This is a genomic window from Streptomyces kaniharaensis (assembly GCF_009569385.1).
In the GTDB taxonomy this organism is placed as follows: Bacteria; Actinomycetota; Actinomycetes; order Streptomycetales; family Streptomycetaceae; genus Kitasatospora; species Kitasatospora kaniharaensis.
Map to the genome: position 1 here is coordinate 5481272 of NZ_WBOF01000001.1, position 20336 is coordinate 5501607.

Here is a 20336-nt window from a genome sequence, read left to right on the forward strand (position 1 = left end):
GGGCCACAAGCGCGAGGGGCCGATTCAGGCCATGGGCTGGCCGCGCCAGCGGAGGTAGGCGGGTTCGAGACCGGAGAGGATCGTGTCGAAGCGCCGGGTGCTCGTGGTGGAGTCGACCTGGAGCCGGCTGATCTGGAGCGGGTGGGAGGGGAGGCGCGGCCCCAGACGGTGGTCGGAGAGGAAGCCTAGGCGGTAGCCGAGTTCCTGCAGGACGGCTTCGGCGCGCGGGTCGTGGCCGCCGTCGGGGTAGGCGAAGGCGATGGGGGGCTCGCCGAGCCATCGGGTGAGGTCCTCGTGGGCGCCGGTGATCTCGGCGCGGACGGTGGCGTCGTCGCAGCGCCCGAGGCACGGGTGCCCCTGGGTGTGGTTGCCGATGGCGACTCCGCCGTCGCGCAGGGCCCGGAGGTCGGCGGGGCTGAGCTGTTCCTGGCGGGGCGGCCGGCGATCGGCGCTGACCCGGAGCTCGTGCAGGCTGCGCCGGCGGTCCGGGTCGGGCATGGCCTTGAGCCGGGGGAGCAGCTGGGAGGGGTGTCCGCAGTCGAGGGAGCGGGCGCGTCCGCCGTGCCGGGCGAGGAAGTCGGCCTCGTGCCACCAGAACGGCCGCTCGGTGCCGATGAGCTCGGAGATGACGAAGGCGGCGGCCGGGATGCCGCGGGCGTTGAGGGCGGGCAGGGCGTGCGTGAGGACGCTGCGGTCGGCGTCGTCGAAGGTGACGAGCACGCTGCGGGCGGGCAGCGGCCGCCGTTCGGTGACGGCCTGGAGGACCGCGCCCAGCGAGACGGGTGTGGCGAGTCTTCGGAGCCGGTCGAGCTGGGCGCCGAAGGACCGCGGGTCGGTGACGCCGTGGTAGGCGAGGACGGCGAGCCGTTGTGCGGCCCGGGCGCGGAACACCGGCTGGACGGGGGCGAACCGCAGCCAGTCGACCCGCGCGTCCGGTCGGTGGGCGTCGTCGGGCGCGCCGTGCCACCCGCCGCCGTACGGCTCGGCCGGGCAGCGGACGATCGGCGGCAGCGCGCGGACGCTCGGGACTGGCCGGGCGTGGACGGCGGTGATCGACGTGGTGGACTGGGACTGCGGCACGGTTCCCCCTCGGTCGCCGAGCGGCGTGGCGGTACCGCCGGAGGACGGAGCCCGGCCTCCGACTCCAGGGCACGGCGGCTCCGCCCCCTGGTTCTCCGGTCCTCGGCGGGGGGACGAACACCCGCGCCGGGGACGGCTCCTGGATCGCTCAATGTAGTGGAGACCGATACACCGCGTAGATGGTTGTACCGGGGGGACGAGGATTTTTCGTGGACTGAATGTGGAGGCGAATTGCCCGGCTCGCAGCGGCCGGGACGGTCGCGCAGGGTGCCCGGGCCCTCACTCCCCGCAGGCTGCTTGCGGCGTCCGCCCGGGGTACCTTGGGCTCATGGCAGATGCGGACCGTGATCCCTTCCACCTGCACGGCGCGACCCGGATGGCCCGCGCGTGGAGTGGCGGCGCGCTGGTCACCCACCAGATTCCGCTGGCGGTGGTGGGCCTGGCCTGCCTGGCGCTGGGGATCGTCGTCGCGGTGTTCGTTCCGGACAATTTCGGCCCGGCCTGGGCGATGGCGGTGGCCGGCTGCCTGGCGGCCGGCGTCCTGCTGCTCGGGCGGATCGTGTTCGGACTGCTGCGGGACCGCCGCCGCGCCGCGCTCTGAAAGCTTTCTGCAAAACCGCCACCGCGAAGGTCCCGGACGGCCCTGGGCGCGGCCGGTTTTCGGCCGCTTCGGTCGTCCTCTCCCCACTTCTTTCACCATTCCCGGGCGACGCCTTCATGTCTCCCTTTACTGTGAACGCGTTCTCGTGGAGGGGGAGCGATGAGCGGCAGCGCCGGGGCGGTGGACGCACATGCCTGAACCCGCCAGACGTGTGTCCGGGTCATGAAGCGCGGAGGGGATCTGGCGGTCGCGGCCCTGGCGGGGATCGTCGCGGCGCCGTTGGCACTGGCGATCGCCGCGCTGCTCCACTGGACGGCGGGCGGGCCGGTGCTTCTGCGCCAGACCAGGACGGGCCGGTACGGCCGGGAGTTCCAGATCCTGCGCTTCCGCACCCGGCGGGACGGCCACTTCGGGGCGCTGCTGCGCCGGACCGGCCTGGACGAGCTGCCGCGGCTGTGGAACGTGGCCCGCGGGGAGATGGGCGTGATCGGGCCCAGTCCGGCCCGCCCGGACCAGGTGGTCCGCTACTCCTGTCGCGAGCGCGGTCGGCTGGACGTGCGCCCGGGCCTGACCGGCTGGGCCCAGCTCCAGGCCCGCCGCCCGCGCGTGAGGCTGAGCCGGCCGGAGTGGGCCGAACTGGACCTCTGGTACGTCGAGCACCGCTCGCTCCGGCTCGACCTGCGGATCCTCGGCCTCACCGTCAGGGCGCTGCTGTGCCCCGAGGGCATCCCCGCGCCCGGTGGCTCCGCCCGGTGAGCCGACGTGCCTCGATAGGCTGCGGTCCATGGCTATCCCCGAGTTTCTCGCCGAGCTCCGTTCCGTCGTGGGCAATCGCCCGCTCTGGCTGAGCGCCGTCGTCGCCGTCGTGCTGGACGACCGCGACCGGGTGCTGCTCGCCAGGCGGTCCGACGACGGGCGCTGGGCGCCGGTGGGCGGCATCCTCGATCCCGGGGAGCAGCCCGCGGACGGCGTGGTGCGCGAGTGCCTGGAGGAGACAGGTGTGGTGGCGGTGCCCGAGCTGCTCGCCTCGGTCACCGTCTCGCCGCAGGTGACGTACCCGAACGGTGATGTGACGCAGTATCTGGTGCTGACCTTCCGCTGCCGGGCGATCGGCGGCGAGGCGCGGGTGAACGACGACGAGTCGCTGGAGGTCGGCTGGTTCGCGCTGGACGCGCTGCCGCCGATGATCGAGACGGAGCACGAGCGGCTGCGGCACGCCCTGGAGTGCGAGGGTCCGGCCTTCTTCTCGTGGGAGGGCAAGGAGCGTCCCTGACCGACCGGTTTCCGCCAACCTGCGGTGGCTCAGTCCTTGTGCTGCCGGTAGGTCTCCTCCGCGGCGTCCAGGACGGCGGCGAGGTCGCCGCCCGCCGTGGCGGTCGCGACGGCCTCGACCGCACCCTCGACGAACGGCGCGTTGGCGAAGCGGACCGGGAACGGGAGGCCGTGCTCGTCCGCCTGGGAGAGCAGGGCGCGGACGGTCGAGACCGCGCTGGCGAGGTCGGCCAGTACGACGACGCCGTGGCCCTGGTCGACCCGTCGGGTGGCGGCGGCCACCAGGACGGCGCTGATGCCGGGTCCGGCGACCGGATCGCCTCCGGTGGCGGCGACCGGGGAGGGGGAGTCGGATCCGGTCAGGGCGAGCGCCAGGGCGCGGACGGCGGTGGCCAGTTCCTGGCTGTGGGAGACCAGGACGATCCCCACCCGGCCGTGCGCGGCCGGCCGGCCCGGGGTCGGCCGGGGCAGCGGGGTGCGCGAGGGCGGGGTTCGGGGCGCCGGGGGGTGGGCCGAGGGGGCGTCGGAGATGGGGATGACATCGGCACGGGTGCCGTCCCGGCGGCTCATCGGCTGCTCCCTGCGGGCGGTTGGGGCGGAGGCCCGCGCGTCGCGGTCCTCGGGGAGTCCGGGGCCCACCGGGCGCGGGCGGGGGTTTTCCACACTCTGGCAGTTGCCCGCTGCCGCCGCCGGGCGGGACACGCTTGACGGCGCCTCAGGCCGTGCCCGTCCCCGGCCGGGGGCGTCCTCGTCAACCCGCTGACCGGGGCGGGCGGGTGTGGCTAGGCTGGGCGCGGAACGCCGTCGGGAGGAGATCGAACAGTGGTGGCGAACAGCGGGACTGACGTGGAGACGGCCGGCCCGGAGACGGCTGGCCCGGAGGCAGCCGGTCTGGGGCCGGAGCTGGCCCGGAACGGGAAGCCGAAGGTGGACTTCACCGGCGCGACGTGGCTGTGCAGCAGCCAGGGCGTCGGGGACGTCCAGATCGCCTTCGTCGACGGGTACATCGGGATGCGGGACGGCCGCCAGGAGGACGGGCCGGTGCTGGTCTTCACGCCGGGCGAGTGGCGGGCCTTCGTGCTCGGTGCACGGGACGGCGAGTTCGACCTCACCTGAGCGCGGCGAGGGGCCACGGAAGGACCTCGGGAAGGACGTGGAGCGGGCCTCGGCGACGGGGTCCGCTCCACGGTCGTTATGAGGTCGTTGCGCGGTCGTCAGGAGCCGCTTCCGCGGCCGCTCGGAGGGGTGATTTCCGCCTCGATCATCACAACTGATGATCTTTTGATCGTGCCTCGTCAGAATTTCTGTTGACTGTTAGACAAACGCAGCTCAGAGTATGAGCACAGGCAGACGCCGTGCCCACCGCCCCCACGCGGCCAGACACGGCGCCTGCTGTGCGACCCGGCAGCGCTAGCCAGGCCATCCTCCCAGGTATCCCCTGCGCACCGGGGTGCGTCGGCCGGTCCCGGCCCACGAGGGGCCGGCAGTCGCCGGGAGGCTGGCGCCGAAGCCGAGAGCGACTCGGCGGCGGCACCGTGTGCTCGGGACCCGCACGCCCCCACGCGGCGGCGTCCCGAGCAGATCCACGGGAGCGACGGGCCGGGGCCCCGCGGATCTGGCTTGTGATGCATGGAACTGTTGGCTTGTGTGTTGTGCTGTGTGCGTATGGACGAAGCTGGGTGCTCGGCGGTTCGGCACGACAAATGCACAGTGAGGGATACGCGTGTAGGGCCGCGTAGCGACACGCCGTCCCCCCGGAGGGTGAAACCCAGAACGGCTGTCGTGCAGAACCGAACGTAGCCCGGACGGTTGCTCAGAGTCAACATTGGTCTCTGAGCGTGGATCTCCGGCCGGTGCCCGACCCACCCCGTGAGCGCGGTGTGCCGGACACGTACGATGGTCCCATGTCATTTCTCCGCCGTCGCTCCGGACAGCCCGCCGGCCCGGACTTCGACGTGCTCGCGATGGACCCGGGCGACTGGCCCGGCGACTTCGGTGCGGCCATGATGACCGGCCCGGACGGCTCCTGCCAGGGGATTTTCCTGCGCTACGACCTGTTCGGCGGCAGAGGCCCGGCGATGTTCATCGGCAACCTCCCCGAGGGCTCGCCCGCCCGGGACACCGGCGACAACGTGCCCTTCGAGGTGCGGCAGCTGCTCGCGGCGCTGGAGAACGACGAGCCGGTCGAGTTCGTCTCGGCCGAGGACTTCCCGGTCATGCTCGGGGACGACCTGCTGATCGTGAAGAAGGTCAAGGTCAGCGAGGAACGCGTGTTCTGCGCCCAGTTCGGCCGCAGTGACGGCGTCCAGGTCACCATCGCATCCTGGGACCGACCGATTTCGGACGACCTGTATCAGCTCCTGAAGCCGCTCCCCGCGGACATGTTCCACCAGGGCTGAAAACCGTCTGCAAGCCGCTGCATCCCGAAGTTGCTGCATCCCGGGGCCGGACGGCTGGTTGACGTCTGCGGTGGGCGGACCGCGCACTGGGCCGGACGCCGCGTGCCAGCCCCAGTTGGCGGGTCCGCATTGCCGCGCCCCTGCTGCCCGCCTGGAGGCACCGCACGATGACCATGCCCGCCGCCGACCCGTCGCCCGCCGCCGCCCTCGCGGGCCTGCCCCGGGTGGTCGACCTGCTCGCCGCCCGCGCCGACGAGCACGACCGCGACGCGACCTTCCCGTACCAGGGCATCGAGGCGGTGCACGAGGCCGGTCTGCTCACCCTGACCGTCGCCCGGCGGTACGGCGGGCCGGGCGGCACGCTCGCCGACACCGTCCGGGTGCTGGCCCAACTCGGCCGCGGGGACGCCTCGGTGGCCGTGGTCACCGCGTTCACCCTGCTCCAGCACGCCGAGCAGGCCCGCCGGGCGACCTGGCCGGCGGCCGGCTACCGGCGGCTGCTGATCGAGTCCCGCCGCGGGCCCGCCCTGGTCAACACGTTGCACGCGGAGCCCGGTGATCGGCCCGGGGCGCTGCCTGACACGGTGGCCCGGCGGGACGAGGACGGCTGGCTGCTGAGTGGCCGGAAAACGTACTGCACCGGCGCCGAGGCGCTGGCCTGGATGGCGGTGACCGCGCGGACCGACGAACCGGAGCCGCGGATCGGCACCTTCCTGGTCCGCGGCGAGAGCGAGGGCCTGGAGATCGACCCGACCTGGGACCAGCTCGGCCTGCGGGCCAGCGCCAGTCATGACGTGGTGCTGGACCGGGTCCGGGTGCCGGCCGACCTCGCGCTCGGGCTCACCGCGCCCGGGGCGACCGGGAGTTCACCGGGCGGGGACGCCGAACTCTCCGGGGCCTGGCGCGATCTGGCCCTCTCGGCGGTGGCGGTCGGCGTCGCCCGCGCCGCCCAGGCCTGGCTGATCCGCTTCCTCGACCGGCGCACTCCGGTCGATCCGGCAGAGCCCCCGGCGACGCTCGGCACCCTGGCCCGCCACCACTGCGCGCTCGGCGAGATCGAGGCCCGGCTGATCGGGGCCGAGGAACTGATCGAGGGGTTGGCCCCCCGGGTGGACCGGGGCGAGCCGGCCGCCCTCGCGCGGACCGGTCCCGCCCACCTGCTGGCCGTCCGGGCCGCGACGGCGGCCGTCGAGCAGGCGGTCTCGCTCGCCGGCAGTCCCGGCCTGAGCCGGCGTCACCCGCTGGAGCGCTACCTGCGGGACCTGCTCAGCAGCCGGGTGCACCTCATGCCGGATGAGGCCGTCCTGGAGGCGGCGGGCCGGGCCGCTGTGGAGCGCGACGCCCGACCCTGAGCCGATTGTTCATTTCTGGTCCAACTCCCGTTCATCGAGAGTTCGATGACTGTTCATCGGGTGCCCACCGCGGTCCGGACGGCCCGGCGGGCCAGCGCGGCGTCGTCGTAGAGCCGGCGGATCATGATCCGCTGCTCCTCGCCCGCCCCCGGGACGTCGTACAGCCGGATCTCCCGCATCAGCACCAGCACCAGGTTGATCAGGAAGGCGTCCCGGGCCGGCGTGCCGCCGCTCTGGGCGAGCTGGCTGATCTGGCGGCGCGCCGCGGTGTCCCCGGACAGGACGCTCCACAGCACCGCCAGGTCGTAGCCGGGCAGGTACCAGCCGGCCTGCTCCCAGTCGACCAGCACCGGGCCGGACGGCGCCAGCAGCATGTTGCTGAGCAGGGCGTCGCCGTGGCAGAGCTGGAGCGGGGTGTGGCCGAGACCGTGCAGCAGGCCGCGCAGATCGCCGGCGTCCCGGTCGGTGAGCTGGCCCACCGAGTGGTACCGGGCGATCTCCAACTGGTAGTCCAGCCGCGGCTGGAACACGTCGGTCGGCGGGCGCCACAGGTTGAGCGTCCGGACGGAGTTGAGCAGCGCCCGCACCTCGCCCGGGGTGGGCGCGTTGACGGGGTGGCGTTCCCGGGCGGCCGGCCGGCCCGGAACGCGCTCCATGACGAGTACGCAGCGGTCGTGGTCGGCCGCGACCAGCCGGGGCAGCCGCACCGGCGGGCGGTGCCGGACGAACGCCCGGTAGACCGCGACCTCGTGGTGGAAGTCGGCCACCAGCTGCTCGAAGTACTCACTCCGAACCGCCTGCGGCGCCAGGCACTTGGCGACCACCGGGGCCCGCCCGATCGCGCCCGCCACGAGGATGTGGCGGCTGCCCTCGCGCAGCACCTGGCGAGGGGTGAACGCCGGACATATCCGCGCGACGCTCGCCAGCGCGGCCCGCACGGCGGGAGTCTGCAGCGCGGACGGGTCGATCCGCTCGGGACCGGCGACCTGGCCGGGCCGGTGCGGGCTGCGAAGCACCCGGCTGTCGGCCTGGCGGGCGAGCGGGATCCGGGCGGCGGTCGGCGCAGCGGCCTCGGGGCCGCGCAACCCCAGCGCCGTACGGCCGGCCGGAACCCGGGCGTCCGCGGTCCGGCCGTCGGTGCCGCGAAGGGCCGCGGGGCGGCTCGGCGGGGGCACCTGCTTCGGTCCGGGACGGCCGGCGGCTGCGGTGGGGGGGCGCAGCGCGGTGCGGGTCGCGGTCGGCGTGGGGGTCGTCGCTGAGGAGTACATGGGGTGAGGGTGGTCCCTTCCTGTCCGTCGGCGGGTGCGCCCCGCGGTGAGGGGGAGGGCCGGTGCCGCGTGCTTCCTGGCGTGACGGCGGCCCTGGTCGAAGCGGTGGGTGGTGCGCGGGCGCCGGGCACGGACGCGGGGTCGGAGGACCCCTGTTCGGCGGTGCTCCGGCCGTCCGCACCCTGGGGAATGCGATCGGCCGGACGTGCCGTGGCCGTGCCCGGTGCCCCCGCGCCACCCGGCCGCGCCACCCCTTCGGGTGAGGATCGGGAGCGCCCCGTGCCACGGTCGGGGGAGTGCCCCGACAGGGTCCGGAGCGCCTCCCACCCCGGGGGCGAGGTGGCGCACCCCTACAACACACCCTCGCCGCACTGGCTTAGTAGTCTGGCGGGCCCTGGCGAACGGTGGCGAATGCTCGCCTGGCACTTGCCGGAGCCTCTAGCCTCGAACCAGCCGAGGAACCTGGGGGCTTCACGTTGAGCAGGGGACCCAACACCCGACTCGCCGATCTGTTCGTCCTGACCGGATGGTCGAAGGGCGAACTCGCACGGCTGGTCAACCGTCGGGGCGCCGCGATGGGCCAGCAGCAGCTGTCCACCGACACGTCGAGGGTACGGCGCTGGATCGAGCAGGGGGAGATTCCCCGCGATCCGGTGCCGCGGGTGCTGGCAGCCGTGTTCACGGAGCGGCTCGGCCGTGTCGTCACCACTGAGGACCTCGGTCTGGAACGACACCGGCCCACCAGGAGCGGGGCGGCGCAGTCCGCAGCAGTGCCATGGTCGCCGGATCGAACGGCCGCGGTCCTCACCGAGTTCACGGGAATGGACCTCATGCTGAACCGACGTGGATTGGTGGGCGCGGGCGCCGCGCTCACGGCCGGGGCGGTCATCGCCGACTCGCTGAAGGGCTGGCTGGACGGGGACGCGGTCGCGTACGCGGCCTCGGTGCCCGGGCCGAGGCGGGTGATCACCGAGGGCGGGGCCCGCCCGGTGGTGGACGTGTACGACGCGGGTCCGGTCGGACTCGACGAGGTGGAGGCGCTGGAGCGCTCGGTTCAGGTGTTCCGGGCGTGGGACGCCGCGCGTGGCGGCGGGCTCCAGCGCAAGGCGGTGGTCGGTCAGCTCAACGAGGTGGGCGGGCTGTTGACGCATCGCCACCCGGCGGCCGTGGAGCAGCGGTTGTGGATGGTCGCGGCCAACCTCGCGGTGCTGGCGGGCTGGATGTCGCACGACGTGGGCCTGGAGCCCACCGCCCAGCGGTACTTCATGATCGCGGCGGAGGCGGCCCAAGAGGCCGGCGACCGTCCGAGGGCGGGCGAGGCGATCTCCCGGGCGGCCCGGCAGATGGTCCACCTGGGCCGGGCCGACGACGCGCTCGACCTGATGTCGGCGGCGAAGGCGGCGAGCGGCCGGCTGCTGCCGAGAACGCGCGCCATGCTGAACACCGTCGAGGCGTGGGCGCACGCCTCGCTCGGGCACTCGCAGGACACCTGGCGGCTGCTCGGCGAGGCCGAGGACCTGTTCGCGGAGGAGGCGCCGGAGCCGCCGCCGTGCTGGATGCAGGTGTTCGACGAGGCCGAACTGCGCGGCATGCAGGCGCTGGTGCTGCGCACCCTGGCCGAGCACGACCCGTCGGCCGCCGCGCGGGCGCAGCGGCACGCGGAGCATGTGATCGCCCTGCGGGAGGGCACGGGGCAGCTGCGTTCCGCATTGTTCGACCGGATCACCCTGGCCTCGCTGCACTGGCTCACCGGGGAGCCGGACGCGGCGGAGTTCCAGGCCAAGATGGTGATGAACCTGATCGGTCAGAACTCCTCGCACCGGACCTGGGACCGGCTGCGCGAGATGTACCGGCTGACCGCGCAGTACCGGGGGCTGCCGGCGGTGGACGAGCTGCGGGCCGAGCTGGGGCGGGAGTTGCGCGCGGCGGACGCCAAGGTCCGGCCGCGGACGACCTGAGGCGCTAGCGGTTCTCCGTGGCTCCGGCCCGCGCGGCCGGCCGGAGCAGCATGCGCAGCACGGTGACGGTGCCGTCCGGGCCGAGGACGGGCTCGCCCGCGCAGTCGACGCTGTCGAGCAGGCCGTCGGGGCGGCGGATCCGCAGGGTGCCGGCGGCGGTGCGCCCGTGCACCAGGGTTTCGGTCATCATCCGGCGCAGCAGCGGCCGGTCCGCCTCCGGGACGCGGTCGGGCAGCCGGTCGAGGCTGAGCGGGCCGTGGCCAGGGTCGCAGCGGAGCAGCAGAAAGGTCTCGGCGTCCCATCGGACGCCGTCGGTGAGCAGGTCCCATTCGGCGGAGCCGACCGTGGGGTCGGACGGCTCCTGCGCCGTGCCGTCCACTCTGTCGCCGTCCGTTCCGTGGTCCGTGTCGCCGCCCTGGCCGCCGCCCGCCCCGGTCGCGCCCGTCCCGCCCGCCGGGGCACCGTCCGGTCGGGCGGCGGCCTGCGGGCGGGTGGCGGATAAGGGCATGTCCATGACCGTTTCGTCGATCCGGGGCGGCCGGCTCGCTGCGAGCCTGCCGTCGGGGGTGGTGAACAGAACTCTCGCACAGCCGCATCCCCCCTGCGGGGGAATTGGACAGATTGCTGGCAAAATTCCCGTGGCATATGCCACTGTGGCCGAAGCCTTCGTCGCCCTGTGTGCGGAAGGGGATCCGAGGCGGTAACCTTCGGTGATTCCGGCGCCCGGGCGCCCACCGCAGTACCGACCAGAGACCCCGGCGACGGAAATCCCGTTGCCACTACGACCGCCGCAACGGATGCTGACCTCATGTTCGAGCCAGTGATAGCACCCAGTGCCAGCCTCCTCGGCCTCCTGCAGCGAGGCCGCGGTGACGGGCAGCTCCATGCGCTGGCCGCCGACCGTACCGAGGCCATCGCCGCGCTGGAGGAGTGCGTCACCAGGGATCCGCGGGCCGACTGGCAGGTCGAGAGTCGTTCGCTGTACTACGCCCGCCTCTACATGGAGCTGGAAGCCCCCCTCGACGGCATCGAGGACCACCTCCACTCCCCGGAGGACCTGGTCAGCGACGACGAGAACCGCACCGGCCTCGCCCTCTCCGTCCTGGGCCACCTCGCCGCCTACGGCCGGCGCGACGCGCTGCTGATGCTGCGCGAGTACGCCGCCACCGGCGCCAACTGGTCCTGGGCGCTGGACGAGCTCGCGCTGCGCGACGACGACCGCGGCCTGCTGCTGCTCGGCACCGCCGTGCTGGACCGCTTCCCGCCGGGCCCAGAGGGCGACGCCGAACTGCGCGACTTCATCCGCAACGCGTACGAGCCGCGGCCCTGGCGGCTGTGGGCGGCCTACCACCCGAGGGTCGCGGCGGCCGGCGAACAGTCGCCCTTCGACCTCTGGCAGCGCCAGCTCAACCGCAGCGGCGTCACCCCGGGCTGGTCCACCGCCGACGTCCTGGCCTGGGCCGACCAGGGAGACCTCGGCGACCTCGGCGCCGGCGCCTTCCTCGGCCGTCCCGAGCCCGCGCACGGCGCCGCCGACCCGTCCGGCCCCGACGCGGTGGACCGCCGCGCCGCCGCGGCCGCCCGCTGTCTCACGGCCGTCGTCCGCCCCGAGGACCGGCCCGTGGTGCTGGAGGCCGCCCGCAGTGGCCTGCCCGGCGCCCGCCGGGCCGCCCTGCGCTACCTGGTCGACCAGCGCGACCCGGCCGCCCCCGAGCTGATCGAGGCCGCCGCCGCCGACGTCGACGACCGGATGGTGCGCTCCGCCCTGGAACTGCTCGGCCGGATGCGCGGCCCCGAGGTGCTGGCGCACGCCCGCCGCTGGGCCGACCCGGCGTCCGGCGGCGCCGACAGCGCCCTCGGCGAAGCCGCCGTCCAGCTGCTCGCCGATGCCGGGGAGCCGGTGGACGCGCCGCTGGTGGTGGCCGGGCTGCGCCGCTGGGTCTCCGTCCGCGGGGTCGGCGGCACCGGGCTCGGGTCGCTGGTCGACGGTGCGGGGCGGCTGGCCGCCGCCGACGCCGTGCCCGTCCTGCGCCACATCTACGGGGAGGCCGCCTCCTCCGAACTGCGTGGCCGCGCCGCCCGGGCGCTCGCCGCGACCGACGTGCACTTTCCCGAGGGGCCCGCCGTCGAGTGCCTCTGGGACTGCGAGGAGGCCACCCGCGAGCTCGCCGCGCGGCATGTCGCCACCACGGGCGACGCGCGTGTGCTGGAGCGCCTGCGCAGACTCGCCGCCGACCCGGCCGAGGAGGCCGAGGTCCACGCCGCCGTCCGCGGCCGGTTGACCGCCGCCCGGGAGCTCGGGCGTTAGGGTCCTTCACGATCTCCGATGGGCCGGGGCACCTGTTCGGGTGCCCCGGCCCATCGCTTGTCCGGCGGCTCTTTTGAAAGCCCGTTCTACTTCCCGGCGCCCGTGTCCGGAGCGAGGACGCCGCCGAGTCCCTGGAGCACCGGCCGGGCCCGGACCCAGGTGCGGTCCTGCGTCAGATACCGCTCCACCGCCAGGCCGGCCGCCGCCAGCGCTCCCTCGAACTCCTCCGTGCCGAGCGGCCGGGAGAGGAACGTCTGGGTCCAGCGGCCGTCCGGGAACTCGTACTCGACGTGGACGGTGTTCGAGCCGTCCCCGTTCGGCGTCGACGAGACCACCCGGACCAGCCCGTCCGTCCCCGCGAGCCTGCTCTCCCGCGGCACCCTCACGTGCGAGCCCTCGCCCTCGCGCTGCACCAGCACGCAGCCGTCGTCGGCGACATGGCGGCGGCAGGTCTCCAGCAGGCCCTGGCGGACCGCCGCATCGCCCGCGTGCACCAGGAAGGAGGCGAGCATGACGACGTCGAAGCGCTCGCCGAGGTCCAGCCGCTCGATCGGGCTGCGCACCGTGCGGACGCCCTCGCGCACCCGGGCCAGCATCTCGGCGGACTCGTCGACGGCCGTCACCGCGAACCCGCGGTCGACCAGCGGATGCGTCATCCGGCCGACGCCGCAGCCCAGTTCGAGGATGCTCGCGCCGGCCGGGACGGCGCTCCCGATCACGTCCGGCGCGTCGCCCACCGGGAGGCGGGACCACACCTCCACGGCGCAGCCGTCCGGGGTGATCGCGCCCGCGCCCGTGCCGTCGTAGCCCTTGCGCCGATCGTTGCCCGCCCGGTCGGTGTGGGGAAGTTCGTCGCTCATGCGGGTCATCGGACCACGGGCGGGGCGGGGGCGGGAAGGAGTTCCCGCAGGCCGGTGCGGGTTTCGGTCAATTCGCCCCGGGCGCCCCGGAGTTCTCCAACTCCGCCAGGGCTGCCTGACGCGCGGATGGCGGGGGAGGGTGGGGCGGGGCCTCGAACCGGTTCAACGACCGGTGGCAGAGGCTCAGTTGGGTCGGTGAGACAGGCTCATCGCCCCCGCAGCACGACGAACCGCACCGGCATCCCCGGCCGAGCCTGGGCGGCGGCGGCCAGGTCCGTGGGCGGGACGACGCCGATGACCGGGTAGCCGCCGGTGGTGGGGTGGTCGGCGAGGAAGACCACGGGCTGACCGTCCGGCGGGATCTGGACGGCCCCCAACACCATGCCCTCGCTGGGCAGTTCACCCTCCCTCGCGCGCGCCACCGCCGGGCCCTCGGTGCGCAGGGCGATCCGGTTGCTGGCCGGGGCGACGCGGTAGCGGTCGCGGGCGAGCCGGGCCACCGCCTCCGGCACGAACCAGTCGGCGCGCGGGCCGAGCCGCAGCCGGAGGACCAGTTCGGCCGGGGGAGCGAGCAGGGGGACGAGGTCGGGCCGGGGCCGGTACGGCGGGGGAGGCCCGACCGGCAGGCGGTCGCCCGCGGCGATCGGGGCGGGCCCGAGACCGGACAGCAGGTCGGCGGAGCGGCTGCCGAGCACCGGCGCGACGGCGATGCCGCCCGCCACCGCGAGGTAGCTGCGGACGCCGGTCGTCGTGGCGCCCACCTCGACGACCGCCCCGGCTCGCACCGCGACGGGTGCCCCGAAGGCCGCCGCCCGCCCGTCCACCCGGACGGGCGCGGGCGCGCCGGTGACCGCGACCACGACCCGCCGGATGGCCCGCAGCGCGACCCCGCCGAGCGTGGTCTCCAACGCGGCCGCCCCGGGCTCGTTCCCGACCAGCCGGTTGCCCGCGCGCAAGGCGGGTTCGTCCAGCGCCCCGGCCCGCGGCACTCCCAGGTGGGCGACGCCGCGCCGTCCGAGATCCTGAACGGTGGTCAGCGGCCCGGGCCGGACCACCAGTAGCTCGCTCATCGCCCCCACCTCGTCCACTCCCGTGCCGCGCGTCGCCGTGTCATCCGTGTCCCGCGCAGCCGTGTCGTCCGTGTCGTCCGTGTGGTCCGTGTCCCGGCCGATGGTGAGCGGCCCGGGCCGGACCACCGGCAGCCCCCTCAACTCCCGTGCCCCCGAACCGCCGTGAACCGCACCCGGACGCCCGGTGCCAGCAGGGCGGCCGGCTCGCGCGCGGTGTCCCACAGCGTCAGCGTCGTCCGGCCGAGGAGCTGCCAGCCGCCCGGGGACGAGCGCGGGTAGACACCGGTGTACGGGCCGGCGAGGGCGACGGAGCCGGCCGGGACGGCGCTGCGCGGGGTGGCCCGGCGCGGGACCTCGTACTGCGGCGGGAGGCCGGTGAGGTAGCCGAAGCCGGGGGCGAAGCCGCAGAAGGCGACCACGTACTCGGGTGCGGTGTGGATCCGGACGGCGGCCTCCTCGGACACCCCCCACAGCGCGGCGACCTCGGCGAGGTCGGCGCCGTCGTACACCGTCGGCACCTCCACCAGCGGCCCGCTCGCCGCATCGGCCGCCGCCGGTCGGGCCGTGCGCAGCAAGGCGGCGAGCGCGTCGACGTCCGCGACGCCGTCCAGCAGCACGGTGGACGCCGCGGGCACGATCTCCTCGACGGCGCCGAGTGCGCCCGCCTCCTGCCGCTCGCGCAGCCAGCCGTAGAACGCGGCGACCTCGGCGGGCCCGGCCACCTCGACCAGGAGCGCGCTCTCCCCGACCCGTCGGACGGCGGGCGTCACGCGAAGGCCTCCACCCGGACCCCGGCGGAGGCGAGCGCCCCGCGCACCCGCCAGGCGAGCTGGGCGGCGCCGGGGGTGTCGCCGTGCACGCACAGGGAGCGGGCCTCGACGGTGATCCGCTCGCCGCCGACGGCCTCCACCTCGCCGTCGCGGGCGATCCCTACGGCTCGGGTGATCACCGCCTCGGGGTCGTGCACGACCGCGTCCGGGTCGCGGCGCGGGACGAGGGTGCCGGCCCAGGTGTAGGCGCGGTCGGCGAAGGCCTCGGTGACGACGGGCAGTCCGACGCCCTCGGCGACGGCGAGCAGCCGTGAGCCGGCCAGGCCGAGCACGGGCAGCGGACCGTCGCAGACGGCCCCGGCTCGCAGGACGCCGGCGACGACGGCCTCGGCCTGCTCGGAGTCGGTGACCACCCGGTTGTAGAGGGCGCCGTGCGGTTTGACGTAGGAGACCCGGGAGCCGGCGGCGCGGGCGAAGACCTGGAGGGCTCCGATCTGGAAGGCGATCTCGTCGGCGAGTTCCTCCGGGGGGACGTCCATCGCGCGGCGGCCGAAGCCGGCGAGGTCCCGGTAGGAGACCTGGGCGCCGATGCGGACGCCGCGTTCGGCGGCCAGTGCGCAGACGCGGCGCATCGTCGACGGATCCCCGGCATGGAAGCCGCAGGCGACGTTGGCGCTGGTCACCACGGACAGCAGTGCCTCGTCGTCGGTCAGCGTCCAGCGCCCGAACCCCTCGCCGAGGTCCGCATTGAGATCGATCACCGCATCGGCCACGCCCGTCCGCCTCCCACCAGCTGTTGAGCCAGATCGTAGGGCCTGTGCGAGAGGGCCATGGACCGTGACCCGGGCCCCGGGCGCGGGCACCGGCGCGCGGCCACCGGTTCGCGCCCTGACTCCGCAGCCGGACGCCCGCGACTCAGCTCGCGGCCGCCGGCCCCTCGAAGGAACGTTCCAGCGGACGCAGCGCCCGCAGCACGATCAGCAGCGGGATGACACCGAAGGTCCCGAACGACATGTCGATGAAGCGCCAGGCGAGCGGGATGCCCCGCAGCGGGCCGCAGATCAGCGCCAGCGGGATGACGGCGCCGCAGGCGAGGACGGCCCAGCGGATGACCCAGATGTTCCGCACCGGATCCTTGAGCGGGCCCCAGAACGCGGCGGCGATCACCAGGTGGGCGAAGGCCAGCCAGTCGGTGCCGTAGGCGAGGAAGGGGTAGTGGTCGTTGGTCTCGGCGATCCCGGTCCGCACCCGTTCGAGCCAGGCCGTCGCGGTGGGGAAGTGGTCGGTGAGCGGCGCGGCCGGACCGGACGCGAAGTCGGCCAGCCACCGGGTCTCGGTCTCCAGCGGGAAGGCGGTCAACCCGCTCAGGACCAGGCAGACCAGGAAGAGCCGGAGCCAGCGCCGGACGCGGCGCAGTGCGGCCGCGGGATCGGTGTCCGTTTCGCTGTCCATGACGACGAACCTCCATGCCGAGGAGCAGGCGGATCCTTGTCCCGCCTGCGCGGAACCGACTCTAGACCCATCTTTTGAACGCGTTCAACTCGCCTGTGCGGACCTCCCGGCTCCGAACGCACCGATGCCCGGGCGCCGCAGCACCCGGGCATCGGTGGCTCGCGCGACCTACGCGGTGTACATGAACGTCACCGGCGCGCTGGTCCCGCCCGCCGTCGTCACCGTGACGTCGACCGGGCCGGGCTCGGCAGCCGGCGGAGTGGTCGCCGAGCAGAACTTCGGCCCGCAGGAGGTGTGCAGCCCCGGCACCCCGCCGAAGGTGATCGTCCCGTAGGCCAGGTTCTCGCCGGTGATGTACGTCCGCGTGCCGCCCGCCACCGGGCCGCTCGCCGTCAACGCCTTCGAGACCACCGGTGCGGGAGGCGCCGGCGGCGGGTCGCCGGTGTAGTCGAAGGTGTCGTCCGCCGTCACCGTCCCGCCGGGCGTGACCACGGACACGGGCGCACTGCCAGAGCCGCCCGGTGTGGTCACCGCGCAGGAGGTGTCGGTGCAGGTGCCGGCCGCCGGCACGCCGCCTATCAGCACCATGCCGTTGGTGAGGTTGCTCCCGCTGACGGTCAACTGCGTGCCGCCCGCTCCCGGGCCGGAGGTGGCGTCGAGGCCGGTGACGGTCGGCGGTGCCGGGACGGCCGGCGTCGGCGTGCTCCCGTCGGCCGACACGACCGCCACGTGGCCGGTCGGATCGGCGTCGTTCGGGTTGGCGACCGTCGCGACGATCTTGCCGGTCCGCTGCCAGGTGGCGGCGGCGTACACGTGCATCTTCATGAACTCGTAGTGCCCGGGCTGCCGGGTGCCGACGAGGACGGCCTCCAGGTGGCGGCCGTCGGGCGAGACGCTCTCGGTGAACGTGTAGTCGTACGGCGTGGAGTAGAACATCGCGCCGTCGGTGGTGAGCCCCGGCGGCAGGTCGACGGTGATGTGGGTGGGGCCGGTGAGGTCCTGCGTGCCGGCGGAGGTCCAGCCGACCGAGAACTGTCCCGGCCCGGGCGGGGTGGTGCTCGGCAGGATGCCGTTCAGGGAGACGGTCACGTGCGGGCCCTGGACGGCGGGGGTGTCGGCGGGCGCGGCGGCGCCGGTGGCGAGGGTGGTCACGGACAGCGCGGCGGCGAGGCCCGCTTTGGCCAGTCGAGTGATCATAGGCCGATCATCACCGCGGCCCCACACTGCCTTCACGGCTTTCCCGAATATCGGTTCGGGATTGGCGCAATCCGATCGAAACGCTGTTCTGAATTCGCTCCCGAAACACCCCGTGGCCTGCCGCTCCGCGCGCCCACAAGGTCCGTTTCGGTCGTTGTCGGTGCGAACCTCTAATCTTGTCCACCGTGACCGCCATCGCAGACCCGCCCACCGAGCCCGGCCTCCGCCCGCCGGCCGGTACCGTCGGCGTGCCCGCCCCGCGCCCCGCGCCCGGCCCCGCCGCCGACGAGGGCCTGGCCCGCCGGCTCAAGGCGCTGGCCTGCACCGCCCCCCTGCACGACCTGGACAGCCGCAAGGTCAACCTCGCGGGAGAGTACGGCGGCTACGCCATGGCCGAGGTCGGCCTCGCCGCGATCGACCTGGTCACCCTCCACATGGACTTCGACACCGGCGCCGACCGCGACATAGTGCTCGCCCGGCTGCTGCCCCGGGTCGCCGCCCAGGCCACCGGCCGCCCCGGCACCGAGCACGAGCGGGTCGCCCGCTGGGTGCTGGAGTCGCTGATCAACGTCGGCAGCGTGGACCGCGGCTTCCGCGCCGTCTACGGCACCTTCGGCGCGGACGGCGAGTACGTCCGCCGCGACTACGACTTCAAGCTGATCGAAGAGGTCCCCGGCCCCGACGGCGGCATCTACCTGCGCACCACCGACGAGGCGGTCAACGTCCTGGTCGGAGCGCTCGACACCGACGTCACCTCGGCCCAGATCGCCGCCGAGGTCAAGCTGGAGGTGCTGATCCGGCGCGGCCGCCTGGCCGACGCCCAGCTCGCCGCCGAGCAGGCCCGCTACCGCACCGTCCAGTACGCCGAGACGCTGCGCCGCGCCCTCGACGCCACCCGGCGCAACGTCCGCGCCGTCGACTGGATGAGCGCCGTCCCCGACCTCATCGACGAGGCGCTGGACCACATCGCCGACCGCTACCGGCACGAGAACGCGATTCTCACCAACATCCGCAAGGCCCGCGACGAGGCCGAGGACCCGGAGCACAAGCGCCGCGCCGCCGAGCTCGTCGACATCGTCAAGGACTGCATCCGCCGTCACACCCAGCTCCAGACCCGCCTCCTGGAGGCCGGCCCGCTGTTCCGCGCCGAGCAGGACCGGCAGGCCTTCGCCACCCCCGGCGCCCGCAGCGGCATCGACCTGTACGGGCAGCTGCTCGCCCCCGTGCTGCGGCTGCCGATAGAGCAGGCCGTCCGCCCCACCGGCGCCTTCTTCGCCCGCGGCGTCGGGCTGCGCACCCCCAGCTCCGTCCGGGTCGCGGACCTGGTCGACCTGCTGCTCACCCCGCCCGTCGAGCGCGAGCACCTCGGCGCCGAGCTGCCCGACCCGGACCTGGTCGCCACCCCGGACGACAGCCGCTTCTCCGAGGCCCAGCTGGAGTCCGCGCTGGAGCTGCTCGACCTGCCCGCCGACGCGCCCCGCCGGCTCTCCGGCCTGCTCGCCGACGCCCGCAAACGGGACCCGGAACTCCCGTACCTGGTCGCCCTGCTGGCCGTGCACGCGGCCAGCCCGCCGGTCGGCACCGCCTACCGGCAGGGCGAGGAACGGCTGTTGTTCGCCGTGGACGACGGCACCCCGCTGCGCGATCCGGAGTTCGGCGGCGCCGACCTGATCGTCGGCAGCGCCCTGCTGGACGCCGCCGGCATGGCCGCCGACCGCAAGGACGCCGGCTGACCGGCCGGGCAGACCTCGTGACATCCCGAGCCGAGGACACCGGCCGACCGGCCGGGCAACCCGAGTTGACGAACCCCATCCACCGCACCACCCGCGAGGAGCACCGCCCGTGACGACCCACCACGACACGTCCTGGGCGCCCGAGACCGAACCCGCCGCGCCCGCGCCGATCACCCCGGCCGACGTCGCCGACGCCGCCCGGCTGGTCTCCTTCGGCCTCCAGGCCAAGCTGCTCCCCGCCCGCGACGCCGAGTACGCCGAACTCGTCCGCCGCCACCGCGACGACCCGCCGTTCGCCCGGCTCGCCGACGCCATCGCCACCGGCATGGGCCTGGTCGTCCTGGAGGTCTCGCCGCGCGCCGGCATGGCCGTCGCCGCCGCCGAGGACTCCGTCTTCGCCGTCCGCATGGGCGACTACTCGCGCCGCGCCGCCTCCGAGTCCACCGACCGCTTCCTGCACGGCCTCGCCCACCTCGCCGTCGCCGCCATGGCCTTCCCCCGCCCCGAGGACCTCGCCGACGACGGCTACCTCGGCCGGATCACCGTCAACGGCGTCGACTCCTTCGTCCGCCAGGCCTGCCGCCGCCTGGAGGAGCAGGCAACCACCGAGGGCGCCAACACCGACCCGCAGTCCGACGCACCCGGCCTGGAGGCCGCCTGGCGGGTCTGGGCCCGGCGCACCGCCACCGGCGCCACCAAGGACGCCCGCCGGCTCTCCGGCTCCACCATCGGCATCGTCGCCAAGGCCGTGATGTTCCTGGTCGACTCCGGATTCCTGCAGAAGGTCTCCGACGACGCCGGCGGCACCTACCGCACCACCGCCCGCTACCAGCTCCAGGTCCGCGACCTGGCCGGCAGCGCCGCCATGGCCGAACTGCTCGACCTCGGCGTCGTCCCGGTCTCCGACGGCACCGCCAGCCTGCTGCCCCCGGACACCACCGACGAGCTGGTCGCCGACGCGGGCCTGCCGTTCCACTCGCTCTGACACCCTTTCTCACCACGCTCAACACGCTCAC

20 protein-coding genes are annotated in these 20336 nt (G+C 74.4%); 10 read left to right on the forward strand and 10 right to left on the reverse strand.

The window, feature by feature from the left end:
• Nucleotides 1-24: 24 nt before the first annotated feature.
• Nucleotides 25-1080: a polysaccharide deacetylase family protein gene (locus F7Q99_RS24505; RefSeq protein ID WP_326847069.1), complete on the reverse strand. Its 1056-nt coding sequence runs from the start codon at nt 1078-1080 to the stop codon at nt 25-27.
• 328 nt (nt 1081-1408) lie between these two features.
• On the opposite strand from F7Q99_RS24505, the gene F7Q99_RS24510 reads away from it, so the two are divergent.
• The 3 genes from F7Q99_RS24510 (at nt 1409) to F7Q99_RS24520 (ending at nt 2954) form a co-directional block, all read left to right on the forward strand.
• A complete protein-coding gene (locus tag F7Q99_RS24510; protein ID WP_153464811.1) occupies nt 1409-1681 on the forward strand; it encodes a hypothetical protein in 273 nt (90 codons plus the stop codon).
• A gap of 222 nt (nt 1682-1903) precedes the next feature.
• On the forward strand, nt 1904-2437 hold the full coding sequence (locus tag F7Q99_RS24515) for a sugar transferase (RefSeq protein ID WP_153464813.1): 534 nt from the start codon (nt 1904-1906) through the stop codon (nt 2435-2437).
• 28 nt (nt 2438-2465) lie between these two features.
• Nucleotides 2466-2954, forward strand: a complete 489-nt coding sequence (locus F7Q99_RS24520) for an NUDIX hydrolase (protein WP_153464815.1) — start codon at nt 2466-2468, stop codon at nt 2952-2954.
• A 29-nt stretch (nt 2955-2983) separates the two neighbouring features.
• Here F7Q99_RS24520 and F7Q99_RS24525 read toward each other — a convergent pair whose 3' ends face one another.
• Entirely contained in the window at nt 2984-3523 is a 540-nt protein-coding gene (locus F7Q99_RS24525) for a PTS-dependent dihydroxyacetone kinase phosphotransferase subunit DhaM (RefSeq protein ID WP_153464816.1), read from the reverse strand.
• 321 nt (nt 3524-3844) lie between these two features.
• Here F7Q99_RS24525 and F7Q99_RS24530 point away from each other — a divergent pair, with 321 nt between their 5' ends.
• The 3 genes from F7Q99_RS24530 (at nt 3845) to F7Q99_RS24540 (ending at nt 6704) form a co-directional block, all read left to right on the forward strand.
• Nucleotides 3845-4069 (forward strand): DUF397 domain-containing protein, encoded by a 225-nt coding sequence (locus F7Q99_RS24530; RefSeq protein WP_153466590.1) that lies wholly within the window; start codon nt 3845-3847, stop codon nt 4067-4069.
• Nucleotides 4070-4857: 788 nt separating this feature from the next.
• Complete coding sequence (locus tag F7Q99_RS24535) at nt 4858-5352, forward strand: hypothetical protein (protein WP_153464818.1); 495 nt, start codon at nt 4858-4860, stop codon at nt 5350-5352.
• Between the two features lie 167 nt (nt 5353-5519).
• On the forward strand, nt 5520-6704 hold the full coding sequence (locus tag F7Q99_RS24540) for an acyl-CoA dehydrogenase family protein (RefSeq protein WP_153464820.1): 1185 nt from the start codon (nt 5520-5522) through the stop codon (nt 6702-6704).
• Nucleotides 6705-6757: 53 nt separating this feature from the next.
• Here the strand turns inward: F7Q99_RS24540 and F7Q99_RS24545 are convergent, their stop codons facing one another.
• A complete protein-coding gene (locus tag F7Q99_RS24545) occupies nt 6758-7972 on the reverse strand; it encodes an aminoglycoside phosphotransferase family protein (RefSeq protein ID WP_153464822.1) in 1215 nt (404 codons plus the stop codon).
• Nucleotides 7973-8448: 476 nt separating this feature from the next.
• Between F7Q99_RS24545 and F7Q99_RS24550 the strand changes: the two genes are divergently transcribed.
• Nucleotides 8449-9930 (forward strand): DNA-binding protein NsdB, encoded by a 1482-nt coding sequence (locus F7Q99_RS24550; RefSeq protein WP_153464824.1) that lies wholly within the window; start codon nt 8449-8451, stop codon nt 9928-9930.
• Nucleotides 9931-9934: 4 nt separating this feature from the next.
• On the opposite strand, the gene F7Q99_RS24555 is transcribed toward F7Q99_RS24550, so the two are convergent.
• Entirely contained in the window at nt 9935-10444 is a 510-nt protein-coding gene (locus tag F7Q99_RS24555) for a hypothetical protein (protein WP_153464826.1), read from the reverse strand.
• Nucleotides 10445-10738: 294 nt separating this feature from the next.
• Between F7Q99_RS24555 and F7Q99_RS24560 the strand changes: the two genes are divergently transcribed.
• A complete protein-coding gene (locus F7Q99_RS24560) occupies nt 10739-12238 on the forward strand; it encodes a HEAT repeat domain-containing protein (RefSeq protein WP_153464828.1) in 1500 nt (499 codons plus the stop codon).
• Nucleotides 12239-12324: 86 nt separating this feature from the next.
• Here F7Q99_RS24560 and F7Q99_RS24565 read toward each other — a convergent pair whose 3' ends face one another.
• From F7Q99_RS24565 to F7Q99_RS24590, 6 genes are all read right to left on the reverse strand, one after another.
• A complete protein-coding gene (locus F7Q99_RS24565; RefSeq protein WP_153464830.1) occupies nt 12325-13098 on the reverse strand; it encodes a class I SAM-dependent methyltransferase in 774 nt (257 codons plus the stop codon).
• Between the two features lie 206 nt (nt 13099-13304).
• A complete protein-coding gene (locus F7Q99_RS24570) occupies nt 13305-14168 on the reverse strand; it encodes a 5-oxoprolinase subunit C family protein (RefSeq protein ID WP_153464832.1) in 864 nt (287 codons plus the stop codon).
• A gap of 137 nt (nt 14169-14305) precedes the next feature.
• Nucleotides 14306-14938, reverse strand: a complete 633-nt coding sequence (gene pxpB / locus F7Q99_RS24575; RefSeq protein WP_326847070.1) for a 5-oxoprolinase subunit PxpB — start codon at nt 14936-14938, stop codon at nt 14306-14308.
• Complete coding sequence (locus F7Q99_RS24580) at nt 14935-15711, reverse strand: LamB/YcsF family protein (protein WP_326847071.1); 777 nt, start codon at nt 15709-15711, stop codon at nt 14935-14937. The genes pxpB and F7Q99_RS24580 overlap by 4 nt, the downstream gene beginning before the upstream one ends.
• 142 nt (nt 15712-15853) lie before the next feature.
• A complete protein-coding gene (locus F7Q99_RS24585; protein WP_153464834.1) occupies nt 15854-16390 on the reverse strand; it encodes a hypothetical protein in 537 nt (178 codons plus the stop codon).
• A gap of 168 nt (nt 16391-16558) precedes the next feature.
• Nucleotides 16559-17587: an IPT/TIG domain-containing protein gene (locus F7Q99_RS24590; RefSeq protein WP_153464836.1), complete on the reverse strand. Its 1029-nt coding sequence runs from the start codon at nt 17585-17587 to the stop codon at nt 16559-16561.
• 248 nt (nt 17588-17835) lie between these two features.
• Here F7Q99_RS24590 and F7Q99_RS24595 point away from each other — a divergent pair, with 248 nt between their 5' ends.
• A complete protein-coding gene (locus F7Q99_RS24595) occupies nt 17836-19320 on the forward strand; it encodes a hypothetical protein (protein WP_326847257.1) in 1485 nt (494 codons plus the stop codon).
• 109 nt (nt 19321-19429) lie between these two features.
• Nucleotides 19430-20305 (forward strand): hypothetical protein, encoded by an 876-nt coding sequence (locus F7Q99_RS24600; protein ID WP_326847072.1) that lies wholly within the window; start codon nt 19430-19432, stop codon nt 20303-20305.
• Nucleotides 20306-20336 lie beyond the last annotated feature (31 nt).

Excerpts from the sequence above, each read along its gene's own strand:
- F7Q99_RS24570 (WP_153464832.1), bottom strand. The coding sequence starts at position 14,168 with ATGAGCGAGCTACTGGTGGTCCGGCCCGGGCCGCTGACCACCGTTCAG.
- F7Q99_RS24590 (WP_153464836.1), bottom strand. The coding sequence starts at position 17,587 with ATGATCACTCGACTGGCCAAAGCGGGCCTCGCCGCCGCGCTGTCCGTG.
- F7Q99_RS24510 (WP_153464811.1), top strand. The coding sequence starts at position 1,409 with ATGGCAGATGCGGACCGTGATCCCTTCCACCTGCACGGCGCGACCCGG.
- F7Q99_RS24560 (WP_153464828.1), top strand. The coding sequence starts at position 10,739 with ATGTTCGAGCCAGTGATAGCACCCAGTGCCAGCCTCCTCGGCCTCCTG.
- F7Q99_RS24555 (WP_153464826.1), bottom strand. The coding sequence starts at position 10,444 with ATGGACATGCCCTTATCCGCCACCCGCCCGCAGGCCGCCGCCCGACCG.
- F7Q99_RS24535 (WP_153464818.1), top strand. The coding sequence starts at position 4,858 with ATGTCATTTCTCCGCCGTCGCTCCGGACAGCCCGCCGGCCCGGACTTC.
- F7Q99_RS24565 (WP_153464830.1), bottom strand. The coding sequence starts at position 13,098 with ATGAGCGACGAACTTCCCCACACCGACCGGGCGGGCAACGATCGGCGC.
- F7Q99_RS24515 (WP_153464813.1), top strand. The coding sequence starts at position 1,904 with ATGAAGCGCGGAGGGGATCTGGCGGTCGCGGCCCTGGCGGGGATCGTC.
- F7Q99_RS24540 (WP_153464820.1), top strand. The coding sequence starts at position 5,520 with ATGACCATGCCCGCCGCCGACCCGTCGCCCGCCGCCGCCCTCGCGGGC.
- F7Q99_RS24520 (WP_153464815.1), top strand. The coding sequence starts at position 2,466 with ATGGCTATCCCCGAGTTTCTCGCCGAGCTCCGTTCCGTCGTGGGCAAT.
- F7Q99_RS24545 (WP_153464822.1), bottom strand. The coding sequence starts at position 7,972 with ATGTACTCCTCAGCGACGACCCCCACGCCGACCGCGACCCGCACCGCG.
- F7Q99_RS24525 (WP_153464816.1), bottom strand. The coding sequence starts at position 3,523 with ATGAGCCGCCGGGACGGCACCCGTGCCGATGTCATCCCCATCTCCGAC.
- F7Q99_RS24585 (WP_153464834.1), bottom strand. The coding sequence starts at position 16,390 with ATGGACAGCGAAACGGACACCGATCCCGCGGCCGCACTGCGCCGCGTC.